This is a genomic window from Pseudomonas sp. (genome assembly GCF_050739775.1).
Lineage (GTDB): Bacteria > Pseudomonadota > Gammaproteobacteria > Pseudomonadales > Pseudomonadaceae > Aquipseudomonas.
Window position 1 is genome coordinate 64,397 of sequence record NZ_JBOICA010000012.1, and the last position, 20,403, is coordinate 84,799.

The 20,403-nt window shown below is 61.1% G+C and carries 15 protein-coding genes; 9 read left to right on the forward strand and 6 right to left on the reverse strand.

Going from position 1 to position 20,403, the window contains the following annotated elements; all coding sequences use genetic code 11:
• The first annotated feature begins 55 nt into the window (after positions 1-55).
• Entirely contained in the window at positions 56-1,468 is a 1,413-nt protein-coding gene (locus tag ACRESH_RS08550) for an aspartate aminotransferase family protein (protein ID WP_431741576.1), read from the forward strand.
• 43 nt (positions 1,469-1,511) lie between these two features.
• Here ACRESH_RS08550 and ACRESH_RS08555 read toward each other — a convergent pair whose 3' ends face one another.
• Positions 1,512-2,483: a siderophore-interacting protein gene (locus ACRESH_RS08555; protein ID WP_431741577.1), complete on the reverse strand. Its 972-nt coding sequence runs from the start codon at positions 2,481-2,483 to the stop codon at positions 1,512-1,514.
• 145 nt (positions 2,484-2,628) lie between these two features.
• On the opposite strand from ACRESH_RS08555, the gene ACRESH_RS08560 reads away from it, so the two are divergent.
• Positions 2,629-4,251, forward strand: a complete 1,623-nt coding sequence (locus ACRESH_RS08560; RefSeq protein WP_431741578.1) for a twin-arginine translocation signal domain-containing protein — start codon at positions 2,629-2,631, stop codon at positions 4,249-4,251.
• Between the two features lie 28 nt (positions 4,252-4,279).
• On the opposite strand, the gene ACRESH_RS08565 is transcribed toward ACRESH_RS08560, so the two are convergent.
• The 3 genes from ACRESH_RS08565 to ACRESH_RS08575 are packed head-to-tail and all read right to left on the reverse strand — an operon-like array spanning position 4,280 to position 8,836.
• Positions 4,280-5,686 carry an efflux transporter outer membrane subunit gene (locus ACRESH_RS08565; protein ID WP_431741579.1) on the reverse strand — a complete coding sequence of 469 codons (1,407 nt, stop codon included), beginning with the start codon at positions 5,684-5,686 and terminating at the stop codon, positions 4,280-4,282.
• Positions 5,687-5,689: 3 nt separating this feature from the next.
• A complete protein-coding gene (locus tag ACRESH_RS08570) occupies positions 5,690-7,657 on the reverse strand; it encodes a MacB family efflux pump subunit (RefSeq protein WP_431741580.1) in 1,968 nt (655 codons plus the stop codon).
• Positions 7,658-8,836 (reverse strand): efflux RND transporter periplasmic adaptor subunit, encoded by a 1,179-nt coding sequence (locus ACRESH_RS08575; RefSeq protein ID WP_431741581.1) that lies wholly within the window; start codon positions 8,834-8,836, stop codon positions 7,658-7,660.
• Positions 8,837-9,106: 270 nt separating this feature from the next.
• On the opposite strand from ACRESH_RS08575, the gene ACRESH_RS08580 reads away from it, so the two are divergent.
• The 3 genes from ACRESH_RS08580 to ACRESH_RS08590 all read left to right on the forward strand — a co-directional run bounded on the left by ACRESH_RS08580 (position 9,107) and on the right by ACRESH_RS08590 (position 11,669).
• Positions 9,107-9,583, forward strand: coding sequence for a sigma-70 family RNA polymerase sigma factor (locus ACRESH_RS08580; RefSeq protein WP_431741604.1), 477 nt, complete (start codon positions 9,107-9,109; stop codon positions 9,581-9,583).
• Positions 9,584-9,764: 181 nt separating this feature from the next.
• Positions 9,765-10,244: a histidine kinase gene (locus ACRESH_RS08585; RefSeq protein WP_431741582.1), complete on the forward strand. Its 480-nt coding sequence runs from the start codon at positions 9,765-9,767 to the stop codon at positions 10,242-10,244.
• A gap of 114 nt (positions 10,245-10,358) precedes the next feature.
• Entirely contained in the window at positions 10,359-11,669 is a 1,311-nt protein-coding gene (locus tag ACRESH_RS08590; RefSeq protein ID WP_431741583.1) for an MFS transporter, read from the forward strand.
• A gap of 111 nt (positions 11,670-11,780) precedes the next feature.
• Here the strand turns inward: ACRESH_RS08590 and ACRESH_RS08595 are convergent, their stop codons facing one another.
• Entirely contained in the window at positions 11,781-13,445 is a 1,665-nt protein-coding gene (locus ACRESH_RS08595) for an electron transfer flavoprotein-ubiquinone oxidoreductase (RefSeq protein ID WP_431741584.1), read from the reverse strand.
• A 545-nt stretch (positions 13,446-13,990) separates the two neighbouring features.
• Here ACRESH_RS08595 and ACRESH_RS08600 point away from each other — a divergent pair.
• From ACRESH_RS08600 to ACRESH_RS08610, 3 genes are all read left to right on the forward strand, one after another.
• Positions 13,991-14,740 carry an electron transfer flavoprotein subunit beta/FixA family protein gene (locus ACRESH_RS08600; protein WP_431741585.1) on the forward strand — a complete coding sequence of 250 codons (750 nt, stop codon included), beginning with the start codon at positions 13,991-13,993 and terminating at the stop codon, positions 14,738-14,740.
• A complete protein-coding gene (locus ACRESH_RS08605) occupies positions 14,741-15,670 on the forward strand; it encodes an electron transfer flavoprotein subunit alpha/FixB family protein (RefSeq protein WP_431741586.1) in 930 nt (309 codons plus the stop codon).
• A 131-nt stretch (positions 15,671-15,801) separates the two neighbouring features.
• Complete coding sequence (locus tag ACRESH_RS08610; RefSeq protein ID WP_431741605.1) at positions 15,802-16,581, forward strand: substrate-binding periplasmic protein; 780 nt, start codon at positions 15,802-15,804, stop codon at positions 16,579-16,581.
• A gap of 54 nt (positions 16,582-16,635) precedes the next feature.
• Here the strand turns inward: ACRESH_RS08610 and ACRESH_RS08615 are convergent, their stop codons facing one another.
• Complete coding sequence (locus ACRESH_RS08615; RefSeq protein ID WP_431741587.1) at positions 16,636-17,439, reverse strand: hypothetical protein; 804 nt, start codon at positions 17,437-17,439, stop codon at positions 16,636-16,638.
• 337 nt (positions 17,440-17,776) lie between these two features.
• On the opposite strand from ACRESH_RS08615, the gene ACRESH_RS08620 reads away from it, so the two are divergent.
• Positions 17,777-20,392, forward strand: coding sequence for a DUF7379 domain-containing protein (locus tag ACRESH_RS08620; protein WP_431741588.1), 2,616 nt, complete (start codon positions 17,777-17,779; stop codon positions 20,390-20,392).
• Positions 20,393-20,403: the final 11 nt, after the last annotated feature.

The following is a 20,403-nucleotide window of genomic DNA, read 5'->3' on the forward strand; positions in this document are numbered from 1 at the left end:
CCTCTGCTAACAGGCGCGTGACGGGCACATCCGCTTGCTTGCGAGGGTTTCCCAGATGTCAGTCGCTATCAGCCTTGCCCAGCCGCTGCCAGTGTCTTCGGACGTGGCCGCTGCCGAAACGCTTTATCACTTTCAAGAGTCGCCCTTGCTGGCCCGCCAAAGCCAGCAGGAGTCCAATGCCCGCAGTTACCCGCGGCGTATTCCCCTGGCGTTGAAAAAGGCCCGCGGCCTCTATGTCGAAGATATCGAAGGGCGTCAGTTTATCGATTGCCTGGCCGGAGCCGGGACCCTGGCACTGGGCCACAACCATCCGGTAGTGATCGAGGCGATCCAGCAGGTGCTGGCCGACGAACTTCCCCTGCACACCCTCGACCTCACCACACCGGTCAAGGACCAGTTTGTCCAGGACTTGTTCGGTCTGTTGCCACAGGCCTTGCGTGACGAGGCGAAGATCCAGTTCTGCGGGCCGACCGGTACCGATGCGGTGGAGGCGGCCCTGAAACTGGTACGCACTGCCACCGGGCGCACCACCGTGCTGTCGTTCCAGGGCGGTTATCACGGCATGTCCCAGGGGGCGTTGAGCCTGATGGGCAGCCTGGCGCCGAAAAAGCCCTTGGCGGCACTGCTGAGCAATGGCGTGCAGTTTCTGCCGTATCCCTACGACTACCGTTGCCCGTTCGGCCTGGGTGGCGAGGCCGGGGTCAAGGTTAACCTGCATTATCTGGAGAACCTGCTGAGTGATCCGGAAGGTGGCGTGCAACTGCCGGCGGCGGTGATCGTCGAGGCCGTGCAAGGCGAAGGCGGGGTGATTCCGGCTGACCTGGAATGGTTGCGTGGCGTGCGGCGGATTACCGAGAAGGCTGGTGTGGCCTTGATCGTCGATGAAATCCAGAGTGGGTTTGCCCGCACCGGAAAGATGTTTGCCTTCGAGCACGCCGGCATCATTCCTGACGTGGTGGTGATGTCCAAGGCCATCGGTGGCAGCCTGCCCCTGGCGGTGGTGGTCTATCGCCAGTGGCTTGATACCTGGCAACCGGGTGCCCATGCCGGGACGTTCCGCGGCAACCAGATGGCCATGGCCGCAGGTTCGGCTGTGATGAAGTACATCAAGGATCACGACCTGTGCGCCCATGCCCAGGCCATGGGGGAGCGCCTTACTGGGCATTTGCGCCACCTGCAGGAGGACTTTCCACAGCTGGGTGATATTCGTGGCCGTGGCCTGATGTTAGGGATCGAACTGGTCGATCCGCAAAGTACCAAGGATGCTCAGGGTCATCCTGTGGCTTGCCCAAAGCTGGCGCCGCTGGTTCAGCGCGAGTGCCTTAAGCGGGGGCTGATTCTTGAACTGGGTGGTCGTCAGGGTGCAGTTGTGCGCTTCCTGCCGCCTCTGGTGATCACCGCCGAGCAGGTTGATGAAGTGGCTGTGCGCTTCGCTCGGGCGCTGGCAGCGGTTGTGGCGAGTCTCTGACGGATGATCGCGGGGCAAGCCGAATTGTCCCGCGATCAACAGTTCACTCGAACGAGCGTCCAGCGCGCCAGTAGCCCATCAAGGTCAACGTCTTGCGGTCCAGTCCACGATCCTGGACGAGGAAACGACGGATGTTCATCACCGCAGCGGACTCACCGGCAATCCAGGCGTGGAACTCACCATTGTTGGGCAGGGCACGTTCCCAGAGGATCTGTCGCTCGATGTCGACATCCTCAAGCGCACGGATGTTGCGCTCATCGAATTGTCTGCGAGGCAGCCGTGCCAATTCACGTACGGCATGAATCATCGCTTCACCATGGTCGCTGTTGAGCACGTCCCGCGGTAGCCAATTCAGCTCAGTCACCGCGCTGCAGATCAGATCAACACAGTCCTGCTCGCCTGGTACTTCAATGAATGCCTGTACAGGCACATCAGGGTAATCCCCAGCCATCTGTTCGAGAATGCCGGCGATGGCGGGCAGGGCGGTTTCGTCACCGACCAGCAGCAGCGTACGCAGGTCACTGGGCGGTCGCCATTCGTAGCCACCGGGGTCGCCACTGAAGGCGAGATTGGGCGCGACCATCTGCAAACGATCACCGATGCAGGCCTGGGTCGCCCAGGCCGAGGCGGGGCCATTGACGCCATGCAGGACAAAGTCGACATCCACCTCCAACGCTTCACGGCGCAGGGCACGGATAGTGTAGGTGCGCATCGGTGGGCTGTGCTGGGCATCCAGACTACGCCGGGCTTCCTGCCAAGAGCCCTGCTTGGGCAACTGTGGTGGTTGGCCGTTGGCACCGGGGAAGAAAATCTTGATGCGTTGGTCGGCGGCCAGGGTGTGCATCTGCGCGACTTCGTCGCCGGTGAAGACAAAGCGGCTGAGCGACGGACTCAGGGCAACGATCGCCTTGAGCTGGACATCGAACACCCGGTAAGCGCTGGTCTTGGCCGGCTTGCCAGCCAGCGTGCGCAGACCGTTGCCCAAGGCGTTGGCCAAGGAGGTGGAGGAAGACATGGACGATAGCCTTTTGTAGAGAATTCACCTGAGAAACGAATCCCCGCGTGTCTGAATTAGCAGCAGGACCAGCCTTTAAATTTTCCGCTCCAGGATACGTCCTAGCTTGGATAAAGCCTGCTTCATGGCGGACACGGGTAGGGCAATGACGATATCGCGGCGAGGATTCATAGCGGGTCTGGCAGTAGCGGGTGCAGCGGTGCCTGCGGCCTATTATGCGCACAAGGAACTGACCCATGATCCCGAGGACGACATCGTCACGCCGGGTGAGGCCAGCGTCGAACTGGCCGACGTCGCCGGTCAGCAATTGGCGGATCAGTTGCGTGGAGTCTGGGACTTGCGCTTTCATGGCCGCCAGGCCGGGCTTGCCGGATTGCCCGAGCAGGGACTGCAGCTTTACCTGGACGTTGCAACCAAGGGCCGCGGGCTGCGCGGCTTCGTCGATGAAAAAAGCCGCCTCGAGGGGCCAGGGCCAGTGGCTTACCGGGTAGTGGGTGACCTGGTTGGTGCTTCCAGCGCTCAGGTGCGTTGGCGCCTGCTGAGTAATCAAGGCGGTGTGGATTATGAGTGCATTGCCAGCCTGGATGAAGTCTGGGGCAGTTTTGCCAATGCCGGCAGCGGCACGTTGAGCGGTCGCCTGCAGCCGCTGAATCGGTCCATGGCTTTGCCGCTGCTGGACAGTCACTTTGTTGCGGTCAAGCACTTGTTCCCCGAGGCTCGCGAGCGCTTGCCCTATACCCCGCAGCTACAGGCCTGGTTGATCAGTGCCGAGCACCGCCTGTTTCACCAGCTCTGGCATGCCACCCGCGACAAGTGGCACCGCCTGCCGGAAGAGAAGCAGGGAGCCTTGCGCGGGTTGGGCTGGCAACCCGGGCCTAGGGACCATGAGCGCGATGCCCGTGGTCCGCGCAAACATCGCAATGGTTCGGGCATTGACTTCCTGTTCATGCACCGGCACATGCTCGGCACTGCCCGCTCCATGCAGGACCTGCCATCCTGGACCCATTTCCCCTTGCCAAAGCCGAACGTCGAGCAGGACCGTCAAGGCTTTGCCCGCTACTTTGACAACCATGGCGGATACTGTGTGCCGCCAACCTGGCAGGCGCCGGGCGATAATGCCTACGGCCAGTGGGTGTCGGCAATCAAAGCTGGCGAAACGTTCTGCAGTAACTTTCAGGTCTGGGAATCCCAGTACCAGGATCCGCTCTACCTGTCGAAACTGACCCTGGGTGCGTTCGGTTCGGAGCTGGAGATGAACCTGCATGACTGGTTGCACATGTGCTGGGCCTCGGTGCCACGGGATCCGGTAAACGGTGCACCGGTGCCCTTTGCCCGCGATCCTGCCGACTTCGCATCACGCTGGTTCGGCGCGCAAAACGATTTTCTTGGTGATCCGTTTTCGTCCCATGTGAGCCCTGTGTTCTGGGGTTTTCATGGTTGGATCGACGATCGCATCGAAGACTGGTACCGCGCCCACGAACGGCACAATCCCGGCCAGGTGCGCAGGCTTGAAGTCAATGGCGTGAAGTGGTTTGCCCCGGGACGTTGGGTCGAGGTCGAGGATCCCTGGCTGGGCCCGGTGACCCATGGTTGCAGCACTGTCCCCGGGACTTTCCCTGGCAAGTCGGTGGAGATGGATGTGGAAACCATGAAGCTGGCGCTGCGTATCACCTTCGGTGAAGACGACAAAATTGGTGACTTGGTCCGTCGTGTGCCGCAACGGCCGTGGTATGCGCGGCATCTGTCGTTGCGTGGGATCATTTCCTGAGCTGGCGAAGGCTGCGGAATGAGGCCCGTCAGCGAGGCACCTGCCACCCCCCACCCAAAGCCTTATACAACGCCACACTGCCTTGCAGGCGTGCCAGGCGCAGTTGCACCTGCTGGTCCTGCGCCTGGTACAGCGTGCGCTGCGTCTCCAGCACCGTCAGCAAGGTTTCGGCTCCGGCCCGGTAGCGGCTTTCCGACAGCGTAAACGCCGTACGCGCCTGCTCGACTTCCTGATCTTGCCACTGACGCTGATCGTCCACCCCGCTAATGCTGTTGAGGGCTTTCTCGACGTCGGCAAAGCCGGCCATGATGCTGCTGCGATAGTTCTGCAACAGCTCTTCCTGCTGGGCCTTGGCCTTGTCCCGTTCGGCTCGCAGGCGGCCGTTGTTGAAAATCGGTGCGGCCAGGCCGGCGCTCAGGGTGTAGTAGGGGCTGCGCAGGATCTGGGCGAAGGTGCCGGCCCCTGATCCCAAGTCAGCACCCAGGGTAAGGCTCGGTAGCATCGCCGCGCGTGCAACCTGGACATTGGCCTGGGCGGCGGCCAGGCGTGCCTCGGCTGCGGCAATGTCTGGCCGACGGCTGAGCAGTTCGCTCGGTACGCCACTGCCAATGTCCGGCCAGCGCAGTGCATCGAGGGATTCCTGGATCGGCAGCAGTCCCTGCAGCGGTTCGCCAAGCAGGGTCGCCAGGGTTATGCGGGCTTCTTGCAATTGTTGCTCGAACAACGGCACCTGGCGCGCCTGGCCGGCGACCAGGCTGCGCTGCTGGGCCAATTCCAGGGCCGTGGCCGAACCCGAGTCGTAGCGGGTCTGCACCAGGTGCAGCACGTCTTGGGCGTTGGCCAGGTTGAGCTGGGCAATGCGCACCTGCTCGGCCAACGCCAGACTTTGCAGGTAGCTGTTGGCGACGCCGCTGAGCAGGGTCAGTTCTACCGTCTGACGGTCGTAACGGCTGGCATCCAGGTCAAACAGGGCGCTGTCACGGGCGGCGGCCTTGGCACCCCAGAAGTCGATCTCGTAGCGGGCACTCAGGCGGGTGTTGAAGGAGGTGCTGGTGCGTTCGCGGTCACTGGCATCGAGCTGCTCGAAGCCATTGCCGTGCAGCAGGTGCTGGCGGCTGCCGTTCAGGCCGAACTTGACTTCTGGCAGCAGCGGGGCACCGGCGATCACCGCCGAGGCCTGGGCCTGGCGGACCCTGGTTGCGGCGGCGGCGAGGTCGAAGTTGTTACGCCGCGCTTGCTCGATCAACTGATTGAGCGGTGCGCTGGAAAACTGCTGCCACCAGTCCTGCTGCGGCAGTGGCTGATCACGCTTGGCGGTGTGGCCTTGCCATGCCTGGGGGGCTTGCAGACCACTTTGCGCTGGCGTGGGGCTGTTGCTGCAGGCGGCGATGAACAGGCTGATGGACAACACACTGAGACGGCTGGGCAGGTTCATTGATTATTCGCTGGTAAGGGCTTTGACCGGGTCGAGACGGGCGGCTTTGCGCGCCGGCATGAAGCCGAACACCACCCCGGTGACCACTGCGCAGGCAAAGGCGCCGAGCACGGCCGCCAAGGAAAAGGCCACGGCGATGTTGCCAAGCAGCAACCCGCCGCCAATCAGCAAGGCCAGGGCAATACCGGTAAGGCCGCCGACCATCGACAGCAGCACAGCCTCGCTGAGGAACTGGCGCAGGATGTCGCGCTGGCGGGCACCGGTGGCCATGCGGATACCGATCTCGCGGGTGCGCTCTCGCACGGTCATCAGCATGATGTTCATCACCCCGATGCCACCGACCAGCAGCGAAATCGCCGCGATCGAGCCGAGCATCAGTGACAGGGTATTCTGAGTGCGCGCCTCGGCCTGGATCAGCGCTGCGTCGTTGCTCAGTTCGTAATCGTGCTTGCCGTGGTGCAGCTTGCGCATCAGTTTGTCGATCGCAGCCTCCGCTTCGGCCACCCGCCGCGAGTCGGCAGCGGCGATGGTCACGTACTCCGGGTCGCGGCTGCCGAACAGGCGGATTGCCGCAGCGGAGTAGGGCACCACGATACGCTCGTCACTGTCCTGATCACCGGAGCTGGCACCTTTGCCTTCAAGGACGCCGACCACCTGGAACGGCACATTCTCTACCAGGATGTACTGACCGATCGGGTCGACCTGGGCACCGAGCAGCTTTTCCTTGACCTTCTGGCCGATCACGGCGACTGCGGCTGCGGCCTGCTCGTCGGCTTCGGTAAAGAAACTGCCCTCAACCACTGACCAGTTGAAAATCTCGCAGAAGTAGGTGTTGTTGCCACCGACATAGAACTGCTGGTTGTTGTTGCCGTAGCGCACCATCAAATTATTGCCGATCACCGGCATGATCATTTTCACCTGGGGCAAGCTGCCCACTGCGGCAACATCATCCAGGGTAATGACCCCGGCCGGTTCGCGCAGGGTCGGCGCACTCCCACTGAGGTAGAGAATGTTGGAGCCGAATGCGGCCATCTGCGCCATGACCTGGCGCTTGCTGCCTTCGCCGACGGCGAGCATGACCACTACCGAAGCCACGCCGATGACGACTCCGAGCAGCGTCAGCGCGGTACGGAAGCGGTTGATCCACATGATCCGCCAGGCCGCTTGCAGGGATTCAATCAGCTCGCCTTTCCAGGCACCGCTGTAGGTGGCGCCCTGGTCCAGGCGCTGGCGCAGGTCTTCGGCCTGTAAGCCTGCGGAGGGGGCGTGCGCCGTGCTGTGTTCGTTGGCCGAGTCGCTGACGATCAAGCCGTCACGGATCTCGATGACCCGCTTGGCCCGGGCAGCCACTTCGCGATCGTGGGTGATCAGGATCACCACATGGCCCTGGCTGGCCAACTCATCGAGCAAGGCCATGACTTCGGCGCCGCTTTGGCTGTCCAGGGCGCCGGTGGGTTCGTCGGCGAGGATGATGTGGCCGCCGTTCATCAAGGCCCGGGCAATCGACACCCGCTGTTGTTGGCCACCGGAGAGCTGGTGCGGGCGATTGCCGGTGCGGCTGGCCAGGCCCAGGCGCTCGAGCAGGGCGCTGGCGCGGGCATGGCGCTCGGCAGCGGGCGTGCCGGCGTAGATGGCCGGCATCTCGACGTTTTCCTGGGCCGAGCCCGAGGCGATCAAATGATAACCCTGGAACACGAAACCGAAGGCTTCGCGGCGTAGCCAGGCCAGTTCGTCGCTGTCCAGTTCAGCGACGTCCTTGCCGGCGAACAGGTAGTCGCCGCAGGTGGGACGATCCAGGCAGCCGAGTATGTTCATCAAGGTTGACTTGCCGGAGCCGGAGGCGCCGACGATGGCGACGAATTCTCCCGGGTGGATCACCAGGCTGATGCCTCGCACTACTTCGACTTTTGGGGTGTCGACCCCGCCGTAGGATTTGCGGATGTCACGCAGTTCAATCAGCGGCGTACTCATTCAACCTCCGCTGGCAGCAGGTGCGCCGATCAACAACTGTTCACCTTCGTTCAAGCCTTCAAGCACTTGCACTCGCAGGCGGTCGCTCAGCCCGGTGCGCACCTGACGTTGCGAGACCTTGCCGTTGGCGTCGAGTACCTGGGCAATGCGCAGGTTTTCGCCGCTGAGATCTTCGTCCAGCGCGGCCACCGGTACTGTCAGCACCTTGCTGGCGCGACCGGCGACGAAGAATACCTGGGTGGTCATTTCTGCCATCAAGGCGTTGTCGGGGTTGTCGACGTCCAGCAGTACGGTGTACAGCACCACTTTGCTGGCGGCGCCACCGCCGCTGGCGCTGGCCGGGCTGCCCCCGCCCTGATTGGACTGGTCCAGGGGTTTGGGCGGTACGGGCAGGATCTGGCGTACGGTGCTGGTCCAGCGCCGCTTGTTGCCGGCCAGGGTGGTGAAGTAAGCCGACATGCCGGGTTTGACATGACCAATATCGGCTTCGGATACCTGGGCCCAGACCGTCATCGGCGACAACTTGGCGATGCGCAGGATCAGCGGTGTCTGCTGCTGGGCATTGAGGGTCTGGCCTTCGCGGGCATCCACAGCAACAACGGTCCCGGACATCGGCGCATAGATGCGGGTGTAGCCCAGTTCGGCCTCATCGCTGCGCAGGCTGGCCTGGGCCTGGCGGATCTGGGCACGGTACATTTCGATGCGGGCCTGGGTGACCTTGAGCTGGGCCTGGGCGCTTTGCACATCTTCCTCGCGGGTGGCGCCTGCGGCGGCCAGGTTGCGTTGGCGCTTGTACTGGTGTCCGGCGAGCTGGTACTGGGCTTGCTGCTCTGCAAGCTGGGCCTTGAGGTTGTCGATCGAGAAGCGCCCGGCATCGAGCCTGGCCTGTTGGGTCGAGGGATCGATCTCGACCAGCAGTTGACCGGCCTTGACCGGGTCGCCCACCTCCACATGCAGCTTGCGGATCTGCCCGGAAGCCTGGGCGCCGACATCCACATAGCGCCGGGGTTGCAAGGTGCCGAGTGCGGTCACGCTGCTTTCGATATCGTTGCGCGTGACGCTGACGGTGCTGAGCGGGTCGCCACCGGCGGGCAGGGTTTTCCAGGCGAGCAGGGCACTCAGGCTGAGCAGGCCGAGGCCACAGAGCAGCAGGCGGCGTTTGTTCGAAGGACGTCTCATGCAGGGTTCCAGCCAAAGGGGTTGGGCCGTGGAGTTGCGCTGCCGGGCAAGCACGACAGACACGGGCGGCTCCCAGGTAAACGAGAGACTCAAGGCGGAATTTACCGCGGTGGGGAAGGTTCAGCAGATGGTCCGATAGCGACCGATGAAAGGCCCGGTAGCCTGATCTTGCTGAGAATAGTTATAATTTGTATTATTGCAATCTGCCATCATTCAGATCCGCTCACCCAGAGTCAGGAAAACCCCGCGATGCTGCGGCCAGGTACTGTGTTGGAAAACTACTATCGTGAATTGGTGAGTTTCCTCTGCGCCCGCCTGGGTAACCGCCAGGCGGCTGAAGATGTCGCCCATGATGCCTACACCCGGGTGCTGGAGCGCACGGCTGATGTCGACATCGAGCATCCTCGCGCCTTCCTCTATCGTACCGCCCTGAACCTGGTGATCGACGGCCACCGCCGGGGTCTGCTGCGCCAAGCCGAGCCATTGGACGTGCTCGACAGTGACGAACGATTCTTTTCCCCGGCCCCGTCCCAGGATATGGAACTGCGTCAGCGCCTGGAGCTGATGCAGCGTGCGCTCGGTGAATTGAGTCAGCCCTGTCGCGACAGTTTCCTGCTACGCAAGCTCGAAGGGATGTCACACCAGGAAATTGCCGAACACCTGGGCATCTCCCGCAGTCTGGTGGAAAAATACATCGTCAATGCGATGAAGCATTGTCGTATGCGCATGCGCCAGTGGGAGTCCTAAGACGAACAGCGGGGGAATGTGGAAATTTCGTCGTGGCCGTGCTTGATTTCTGTGGATTTCCCAACAACTATCAATACAGACCCTTTATCTGGTGAAGTACCCGCCATCAGCCTGTGTTTGAGTTATTGGCGCAGTATGGTCAAGGAACGTCTTTAACGCTCTTGAGCCTTGGTCATGGACTATGCCGAACAAATCACTGCGGATCCTGATTGCCGACGAGCATCCGATGCAATTGCTGCAGTTGGAGAAAATGCTTAATGGCATGGGTTACTACCGCATCGCTCCCGTCGAATCTTTTGAAGACCTGCAGCGCCTGGTGCAAGGCGCGCTGCAGCCATTCAACCTGTTGGTGGGCAATATCGACCTGGCCAGCCATGCCGGGGTCGACCTGGAGCGCTTTTGCCGGGTCAATGCACAGATCCAGCACGCCCTGCTTTATCAGTCCCAGCACCTGAAGGTGCCGGCAATACCCAGTGGCCAGCGCGAGGCCGTGAATGTCAGTCTGCCCAAGGTGCCCGACAACGAGACCATGCAGACCTTCATGGCGATCATCGACACGCCGAAAGTCATAGGGCAGCTGCCAGGTGTATTCGAGCGTGCGTCCCCTGCGGGGTATCCGCCGCGGCGGATGAATTTCGCCCAGACCCTGTTTTCCCGTTAATCCTGAGCCGTGGCATCAGCCGGCGCACCTCTGGGGGTGTGTTTTGCTATCCTGTTGCGTTCGCCCAGGCGCGCCGGCGAGCGCGCTGATGCCCATCGATTGACGGATGCCCTTATGACAGCCACCACGCCTGCGCCAGCGTTACGCCTGACGCGCAGTGATCACAAGACCCTGAGCCTGGCGGCATTGGGCGGCGCGCTGGAAATCTACGATTTCATCATCTTCGTGTTCTTCGCCCTGACCCTCAGCCAGTTGTTCTTCCCGCCGCAGATGCCCGAGTGGTTGCGCTTGCTGCAGAGTTTCGGGATCTTCGTCACTGGCTACCTGGCCAGGCCACTGGGCGGGATCCTGATGGCGCACTTTGCCGACCATCTGGGGCGCAAGAAGATCTTCAGCCTGAGTATTCTGATGATGGCCTTGCCGTGCCTGTTGATCGGGGTGATGCCGACCTATGCTGAAATCGGTTATTTCGCCCCGCTGATTCTGCTGGCACTGCGCATTTTTCAAGGCGCTGCGGTAGGCGGCGAAGTGCCTAGCGCCTGGGTATTCGTTGCCGAACACGCACCGGCCGGACGGCGAGGTTATGCCCTGGGCTTCCTCCAGGCCGGTCTGACTTTCGGTTACCTGCTCGGCGCCTTGACGGCCACGGCGCTGGCGCAGTTGTTCAGCGCGCAAGAGATCCTCGATTACGCCTGGCGCTATCCGTTCCTGCTGGGTGGGGTGTTCGGTGTGGTCGGTGTGTGGCTGCGCCGCTGGTTGAGCGAGACCCCGGTGTTCCTGGCCTTGCGCGAGCGACGCGAGCAGCCGGTGGCCTTTCCGCTACGCACGGTGCTGAGTGAGCATCGGTGGGCGCTGATGCCGGCCGTACTGCTGACCTGTGTGCTGACATCGGCTGTGGTGGTATTGGTGGTGATCACCCCGACCGTGATGCAACAGCGCTTTGGTATGAGCGCCGGTCACACCTTTGCCTTGAGCAGCATGGGCATTGTCTTTCTCAACATTGGTTGTGTACTGGCAGGCCTGCTGGTCGACCGGATCGGCGCTTGGCGGGCGTTGATGTTCTACAGTCTGCTGCTACCGCTGGGTATTGGTGTCTTGTACGCAAGCCTGGTGACCGGCTGGCAATGGCCTGGTGTAGCCTATGCCCTGGCAGGCCTGGCTTGTGGCGTCGTCGGGGTTGTGCCGTCGGTGATGGTCGGCCTGTTTCCGGCGCCGATCCGCGTGTCGGGAATTTCCTTTACCTACAACATCGCCTATGCGCTGTGGGCCAGTACTACGCCGCTGATGCTGATCGCGTTGATACCGTGGAGCCCGTGGGTGTGTGTCGGATTCAGTCTGGTCATGGGCGCGGTTGGGCTGTTGACGGCGCTGTATTATGGGGCGCGGGAAACAGTAGCTTTTGAGGATGAAGCAGTACGTTGCTAATTCCCTGCTTCGGCGGCGCTGAATGTGTAGCCGCAACCTGGCGGCAGCGTCAACGAGCAATAAAAAGCCCCCTGGCCGCAAGGCGAGGGGGCTTTTTCTTGGGCGCTTGACTTACATGTTCGGGTAAGTCGGACCACCGGCGCCTTCCGGCGTCACCCAGGTGATGTTCTGCGAAGGGTCCTTGATGTCACAGGTCTTGCAGTGCACGCAGTTCTGGGCGTTGATCTGGAAGCGCTTGCTGCCGTCTTCCTGGGTAACCACCTCGTACACGCCGGCCGGGCAGTAGCGCTGGGCCGGTTCGTCGTACAGCGGCAGGTTGGTGCCGATCGGGATGCTGGCATCGGCCAGCTTCAGGTGGCACGGTTGCTCTTCTTCATGGTTGGTGCTGGAGAGGAACACCGAGCTGAGCTTGTCGAAGCTCAGTTTGCCATCCGGTTTCGGATAATCGATCCTTGACGAGTCGGCAGCCAGCTTCAGACAGGCATAGTCCGGCTTGGTGTCGTGCAGGGTGAACGGCAGCTTGCCGCCGAACCAGTTCTGGTCGACGTAGTTGAACGCCGCGCCGAAGATCGGACCGAACTTGTGCATGGCCGGGCCGAAGTTGCGGCTGGCGAACAACTCTTCATGCAGCCAGCTGGCCTTGAAGGTTTCGACGTAGCTGTTGAGCTGGTCGCCGCCTTCGCTGCCGGCCAGCAGGGCATCGGCCACCGCTTCGGCGGCGAGCATGCCGGATTTCATCGCGGTGTGGCTGCCCTTGATCTTGGCGAAGTTCAGGGTGCCGAGGTCGCAACCGATCAGTGCGCCACCGTTGAAGACCATCTTCGGCAGCGAGTTCAGGCCGCCTTTGCTGATGGCGCGGGCACCGTAACTGATGCGCTTGCCCCCTTCGAGGTACTTGCTGATCACTGGGTGGTGCTTGAGGCGCTGGAACTCATCGAACGGCGACAGGTAGGCGTTGCTGTAGGACAGGTCGACGATCAGCCCGACCACTACCTGGTTGTTTTCCAGGTGGTAGAGGAACGAGCCGCCAGTGTTCTCGGCGCTCATCACGTCCAGCGGCCAGCCGGCGGTGTGCACCACCAAGCCCTGTTCGTGCTTGGCCGGGTCGACTTCCCAGATTTCCTTGAGACCGATGCCGTAGTGCTGAGCGTCGGACTCGCTGTCGAGGTTGAAGCGTTTGATCAGCTGCTTGCCGATGTGACCACGGCAGCCTTCGGCAAACAGGGTGTACTTGCCGCGCAGCTCCATGCCCGGGGTGTACAGGCCTTCTTTCGGGTTGCCTTCACGGTCGACACCCAGGTCGCCGGTGATGATCCCGCGGACTACGCCGTTCTCGTCGAACAACGCCTCTTGGGCGGCGAAGCCCGGGTAGATCTCCACGCCCAGGTTCTCGGCCTGTTGGGCCAACCAGCGGCACAGGTTGCCCAGGGAGATGATGTAGTTGCCTTCGTTGTGCATGGTCTTGGGCACGAACAGGTCAGGGACCTTGATCGAGCTGCCAGCATCCTTGAGCACGTAGATGTCGTCGCGTTTGACTTCGGTGTTGAGCGGGGCGCCGAGTTCTTTCCAGTCCGGGAACAGTTCGTTCAGGGCGCGCGGTTCGAAGACCGCGCCGGAGAGGATGTGGGCGCCGACTTCCGAGCCTTTCTCGACCACGCAGACGCTGATTTCGTTACCGGCTTCGGCGGCCTTCTGCTTCAGTCGGCAGGCGGCGGACAGGCCAGCCGGGCCAGCGCCGACAATGACCACGTCGAATTCCATGTATTCGCGTTCCACAGGTTCTCTCCTACTCAAGGCTCATCGGTTTTTCTTTGTTGGCGGGTGTCAGGCGGTCATTTTTCGATACGCGTAAGCTGTAGCTCGAGTGATGACGGACTACACCGCTTTCTCTTGGCCGCGCATTATATCTACACCACTCACGGGGTCCAATACAAACGTTTGTTTGAATTTGCCGCAGGCCAGTAAAATCAAAGACGCGCGGCGTGAATCTGACCGGTTTGCCGTATTGACCGGATTGGGCGTTACGGTCAAGATACGAGCGGTTTTGCGCTCGCCGTAGGCTGACCGCCGGATGCAGGTGCACCCCTAAAAACCAGGTGAAAAGCAGGGCAGGTGGGCCGCGGCCCGCTTTGTAGTGGAGTTTACACGCCACGACAGAAAATGACCCACGGGTTTTGCTGCTGCAAGGTCGAATTGAGACTGCTGGGTCAGAGTTGAATTCTATCGGCTGCAATCGTTTTTAGAGGTGCCCTTGTACCCACGCGCAATCGCCGGGTTTGCCCCAGGCGACATTCTTTTCACCGGAGAGTAACGAGGAATCCATGAAGGTTCTTGTAGCTGTCAAACGAGTGGTCGACTATAACGTCAAGGTTCGCGTCAAGGCGGACAACTCCGGCGTCGACCTAGCTAACGTCAAGATGTCCATGAACCCCTTCTGCGAAATCGCCGTAGAAGAAGCCGTCCGTCTGAAAGAAAAGGGCGTGGCGAGCGAGATCGTCGTCGTTACCGTCGGCCCGGCCACTGCCCAGGAGCAACTGCGTACCGCCCTGGCACTGGGTGCCGACCGTGCGGTACTGGTCGAATCCGCTGAAGAGCTGACCTCGCTGGCCGTGGCCAAACTGCTCAAGGCTGTGGTCGACAAAGAGCAGCCTCAGTTGGTGATCCTTGGCAAGCAAGCCATCGACAGCGACAACAACCAGACCGGCCAGATGCTGGCTGCGCTGAGCGGCTACGCTCAGGGTACTTTCGCCTCCAAGGTCGAAGTTGCTGGCGACAAGGTCAACGTCACCCGTGAAATCGACGGCGGCCTGCAGACTGTAGCACTGAACCTGCCTGCGATCGTCACCACCGACCTGCGCCTGAACGAGCCGCGCTATGCGTCGCTGCCGAACATCATGAAGGCCAAGAAAAAGCCGCTGGATACCGTTACTCCAGACGCGCTGGGCGTTTCCACCGCCTCCACCAACAAGACCCTGAAAGTCGAAGCGCCGGCTGCCCGCAGCGCCGGTATCAAGGTCAAGTCGGTTGCTGAACTGGTCGAGAAACTGAAGAACGAGGCGAAGGTAATCTAAATGACTATCCTGGTTATCGCTGAACACGAAAACGGTGCCGTTGCCCCGGCCACCCTGAACACTGTTGCTGCTGCCGCCAAGATCGGTGGCGACATCCATGTGCTGGTCGCTGGCCAGAATGTCGGTGGCGTAGCTGAGGCTGCAGCCAAGATCGCCGGTGTCGCCAAGGTGCTGGTTGCCGACAACGCCGCTTACGCTCACCAACTGCCGGAGAACGTTGCGCCGCTGGCAGCCGAGCTGGGCAAGGGTTACAGCCACGTGCTGGCCCCTGCCACCTCCAACGGCAAGAACATCCTGCCACGCGTTGCCGCGCTGCTGGACGTTGACCAGATCTCCGAAATCATTTCGGTTGAATCGGCTGACACCTTCAAGCGCCCGATCTACGCCGGTAACGCCATTGCCACTGTGCAATCGAACGCTGCCGTCAAGGTCATCACCGTCCGTGCCACCGGCTTCGACGCCGTTGCCGCCGAAGGTGGTTCGGCTGCCATTGAAGCTGTCGCCGCTGCTCATGACGCTGGCAAGTCGGCCTTTGTTAGCGAAGAGCTGGCCAAGTCCGACCGTCCTGAGCTGACCGCTGCCAAGATCGTCGTTTCTGGCGGTCGCGGCATGCAGAACGGTGACAACTTCAAGCACCTGTATGCCCTGGCCGACAAGCTCGGCGCTGCTGTCGGCGCTTCGCGCGCTGCGGTTGACGCAGGTTTCGTACCGAACGACATGCAGGTCGGTCAGACCGGCAAGATCGTTGCACCACAGCTGTACATCGCCGTCGGTATCTCCGGCGCTATCCAGCACCTGGCCGGCATGAAAGATTCCAAAGTGATCGTTGCGATCAACAAGGATGAAGAGGCGCCGATCTTCCAGGTGGCCGACTACGGCCTGGTGGCTGACCTGTTCGAAGCCATACCTGAGCTGGAGAAGCTGGTTTAATCCCGCTGCTTCACTTATAAAGGGCCCGGTCCGGGCGGGTTGTGCAAGTCAGCCTTGTGCAACCTCCGGATCGGGCCTTTTTGTTTTCAGAACACGGGTAAGGAGTCGGTTGCATGGGATGGCTTGGCCGGATGAACGCGACGCTGTTGTTTGCGGCGCTGCTGCTGCCATCAGCGGTGATGGCGGTGGGCAAGTGCGAGCGCCTGGTGGCCACCGGTAGTCCCGACGCGCCGCCTTATCTGTGGCGCGACCCGCAAGATCCCAGGCGCCTGATCGGCGCCAATGCCGACCTGCTCAATCAGGTCGCCGCCGCGCTTGGGGTGAAAATCGAGATTCTCTACAGCGGCAAGCGCAGTGATGCGCTCGAGGAAGTACGCAGCGGACGTGTGGACATGCTGATCGATGCGCCGCTGGCGGTGAATGAGCTGACCGCCATGGACTATGTTCATCCACCGCTGATGCACAACGAGTACCTGGTCTGGACGCGCCATGATTCGCTGCTGGTCTATGAAGGCCTGGCCGATTTGCACGAGCGCCAGGGCAGTCTGTCGCAAAAAGCCCGTCTGAGCCCCGATTTTGCAGCCTTTGCCAACGCCCAGCTCAAGCTCTCGTCGGCACAGAACCTGACCCAGGCCTTTCAGCAGTTGCTGCTGGGCCAGGTCGACTATGTGCTGGCCGGGCGCTACTCGGGCATGGCCATGGCCCAGTCTCTGGGCATGGGCAATGAGCTGCTGGCCCGAGGTTTGCCTCTGGATCGTCCCGGGCTGTACCTGGCGTTGTCGCACAATTCAGCCTGCAATGACGCCTGGATACGCGGACACCTGGCAAAAAAGCTGACAGAGCTGTCGGCCTCCGGCGTGTCTCAGGCGGTGCTGCAAAGCAATATCGAACGCTGGAAAGCGCAGAGGTAGGTGCCGTTGGATACTGCAAAAATGCGGCAACCTGCACTCAACTGCGCACCTCCTTTAGCCCCGCGGGTCTCCTGGCAAATAGTGCCCTGTCACCTTGAGATACGCCGCTGACGTCCTGTCCCCAGGCACACCATCCACCTTGACGAAGATCCCCGGAAATGTATTGAGCCAGCGCTGCAGGTCTTGCACCTTGGCCACTGCCTCCGAACTGCCCGGTTTGCTGGCTGAGTACTTGACGATGATCGGGGCGTCACCCATCGCAGGGGACGGTTGATCGGCGAAATCGATGTGGCCGTTCTCGGCCATACGGCGCAACAACACCGCCGCACCGCACTGCGCCGATTTTGCCGACTCCGACCAGGTGCCATCGCCCACGTATTTGCCGTTTTGATAGTGGTTGCTGAAGCTCCACAGGTAAGGCGTCAGCACATGGGGGTGATACAAGCGATAGCCGATGCCGTTGTATAGCTCAAGCTGATACAGAGTGCCTGATAGCGTCCAGTCGGTCTTTGCGCTCAGCTTGCGTAAGCCCAAGGCATCGGCGGCACTGGTTTGCCAACTGAAGGGCCCGCTGCCTGGGGGCCTGCCTTTGGGCACATGCACGGTAGGTGCCCGCAACGGGTCTCCGTTGTGCAGGTGCCTCTTGAAGTCCTGGCTGGACTCCATGTTGTGTACGACGGCGATAAAGGACCACGGGATCCCCATTTTGTCGCCTACATCCTGATACAGGCTGCGGTTATCATAGAGGGATTTTACCAATGTCTTGACGTCATTAAAGCGGTTAGGATTTATCAGGCAGTTATTGAATAACTGTTCATACTCTTTTTTTAATGCAGGGGTAAGGCTGAGTTTGGCCATGGCGCGTACCTGCTTAACTTTAGCGGGTTGCAATGTGAATTAAGTACGGACAGCAGACTCAGTACGCCGGGGCTGGTTGACGGGCATTCAGGTAGAAGTCGTTAAAGTCCAACCCTTTGCCTAGCATAGCGTGCAGGCCATCAAGTGCCAGTCAAAACAGCTTTTTCATTCGTTTTCGATGGCCTGTGTGTCACCACGTTGACAGCCGTAGTTGATGCGCTGTTTGGCACGCAACCGTTTGCTCTAAGGCATGCATCTAAAAAGTATAAAACTGTAGTCGCACTCACCTATTGTGGAGTAAAGAATTCTGCTCGTGCCGCACACTAAGGAGATGTTAATGATCATTACTTTTGTTGTTTCCGGGCATGAGCAAGATGCTTCCAAGCGCGGTGCGCCATTGCAGTTGCCCGCCGGATTGACCGAGGGCATGGTGAAGTGCTCGGTTCAAGTGGCGGCGCGTCGTGGTACCGGTGCTGATGTGTCGCTCAACACCGATCCGGACAGTGATGTGATGGTCGTTCATATCGCCAACGGTCCCGTGCTGGTACTGAACCCACAGACGGCGCGCGAGCTGTTTTTAGCCCAGCAGAGCCCGGTAGCCCGAGGCGCTCAGGGTGCTGATAGCGTGCGAATCCCGGCCCAACTGGAATGGGATGGTCAGAGCGAAATCCAGGCGTTGACCCGTGGCCCGTCACGCGGGCCGTTGGGCAAGGTGCTGGTGAAGTTGATCCAGGTGGTCACCGGTGTCGGTAAGGACAACGTCGCCGATGCCGCTGCCAGGCGGGCATCGAGCCAGGTCGATAGCCAGGTCAAGCCAGGCCTATACCGCTTGCAGCCCAAGGTACTGAGCTCACTGAAATACAGCGACCCGGTGACCGATATCGTCATTGACACTCGGCCGATACTGGTGCTGTTGCATGGCACCTTTTCTAGCACCCAAGGCACCTTCGGCAAGCTTTGGGCTGAGCACCCGGCCAAGGTAAAGCGCCTGTTTGAAGCCTACAGCGGTGTCTATGCGCTGGACCATCCAACCTTGAGCGCCAGCCCGATTCAGAACGCCATGGAGTTGGCCAACGCATTACCCAAGGGTACGGTGATGCATTTGCTATCGCACTCGCGTGGTGGACTGGTAGGTGAGGTGATGGCCAAAGTCTGCAGTGGCGGCGAAGACCTGTTGCAAAGCTTCGGCAACCTGGCCAAGGGCGATGATTACAAGGTGCAGCGCGAGGACTTGCGGCAACTGATCACGCAGGTCACCGACAAACAGCTCAAGGTCACGCGCTTCGTGCGCGTTGCCTGCCCCGCACGCGGTACGTTGCTGGCCTCGAACAGGCTGGATGCCTACCTTTCCGTGCTCAAATGGAGTATGGAACTGTCCGGCCTGCCGGTCGTGCCCGAGGTCATAGACTTCATGGCTGAAGTTGCCCGCCGCCGTAGCGACCCGTTACTGATCCCTGGCCTGGCCGCGCAGATGCCCGATAGTCCCCTGGTTCAGTGGTTGCACCTGATTCGCAAGCCGGTCGACGGAGAGCTGCGGGTCATTGCCGGTGACATGGAAGGGGATTCAGTACTCAGTTGGCTCAAAACGCTGCTCTCCGACACCTACTTCTGGACCGACAATGACCTGGTGGTGCAAACCAGTTCCATGTACGGCGGTGCGCCCAGAGCCAGGTCGGCGAGCTTTCTGCTCAACCGAGGCGGCAGCGTTTCGCACTTCTCCTATTTCAGCAACGAGCGCACCGCCGCGGCTATCGTCGAGGGCCTGACGCTGGAGAGCCCAAAAGACTTCAGGCCCATCGGACCGCTATCCTGGCAAGGTCTCGAGTCCGCTGGCCAGCGTGGTGTGGCCAGCGACAAACCTGCTGCGCAGAAGCCTGCGGTGTTTGTTCTGCCAGGCATTCTGGGTAGCAACCTCAAGGCGGGTGGCCGGCGCATCTGGTTGGGGCCCTGGTTGATCAATGGTCTCGACGACTTGGCCTATCACAAAGGTGTGCCTGACAACGTGGAGCCTGATGGCGCGGTCGGCCTGGTGTACGACGACCTGATCGACTTCCTCGGGAGCAGCCACGAGGTAATCGAATTTGCCTACGACTGGCGCCTGCCCCTGGAAGATGAGGCCGAGCGCTTGGGGGCTGCCGTGGAAGTTGCTCTCAACGCCAGGGCCGAGACTCGGCAGCCGGTGAGGATGTTGGCGCACTCCATGGGCGGTTTGCTGGCGCGAACGATGTTACTCAAATGCCCGCAGGTGTGGGCGCGGATGATGGCTGATCCGCAGGCGCGGCTGTTGATGCTTGGTACCCCCAACGGTGGCTCCTGGGCACCGATGCAGGTGTTGTCGGGGGACGATTCGTTCGGCAATGGCCTGGCGTTCGCCGGAGCACCGTTTTCACCACAGAAATCCCGGGCACTGATGGCAACCTTGCCGGGATTCATCCAGTTGCAGGCCAATCTGCTCGATCCGGTGCTCAACCTGGCCGAATCAGCAGAATGGGCGGGCCTGGCCAGAAGGGATCGTCAGTGGCTGGAGGAGCACAGCATTTGGCATAAACTGGCGATCCAGAAGGACTACTACGATTGGGGCGTGCCTAGCAAGGAAGTGCTGGAGATCGCGACAAACTGGCGCAAGGCGCTGGATGCTCAGGACCTGACCCCCTGGCGCAGCAAGCTGTCGATGGTTGTCGGCGAGGCGGAATTTACCCCGGATGGATATGTGGTCACGCCCGAGAAAGGCTTCAACTACCTGGATGCGATGGGTGGCGGTGACGGCCGGGTGACCTTGCGCAATGCATTGCTGCCTGGTGTGCTGACCTATCGATTGCCTTGCGCACACGCTGACTTGCCCAAGCAGCGTGCGGCGTTTCCAGCTTGCAGAGCGGACGTACCGACGACCTGGCGGAGCAGGGCGAGGTTATCAGCCGCGGTGCCGCTATGCCGCGGCCGCAGTCCTATGTAGCGAGCAGGCCC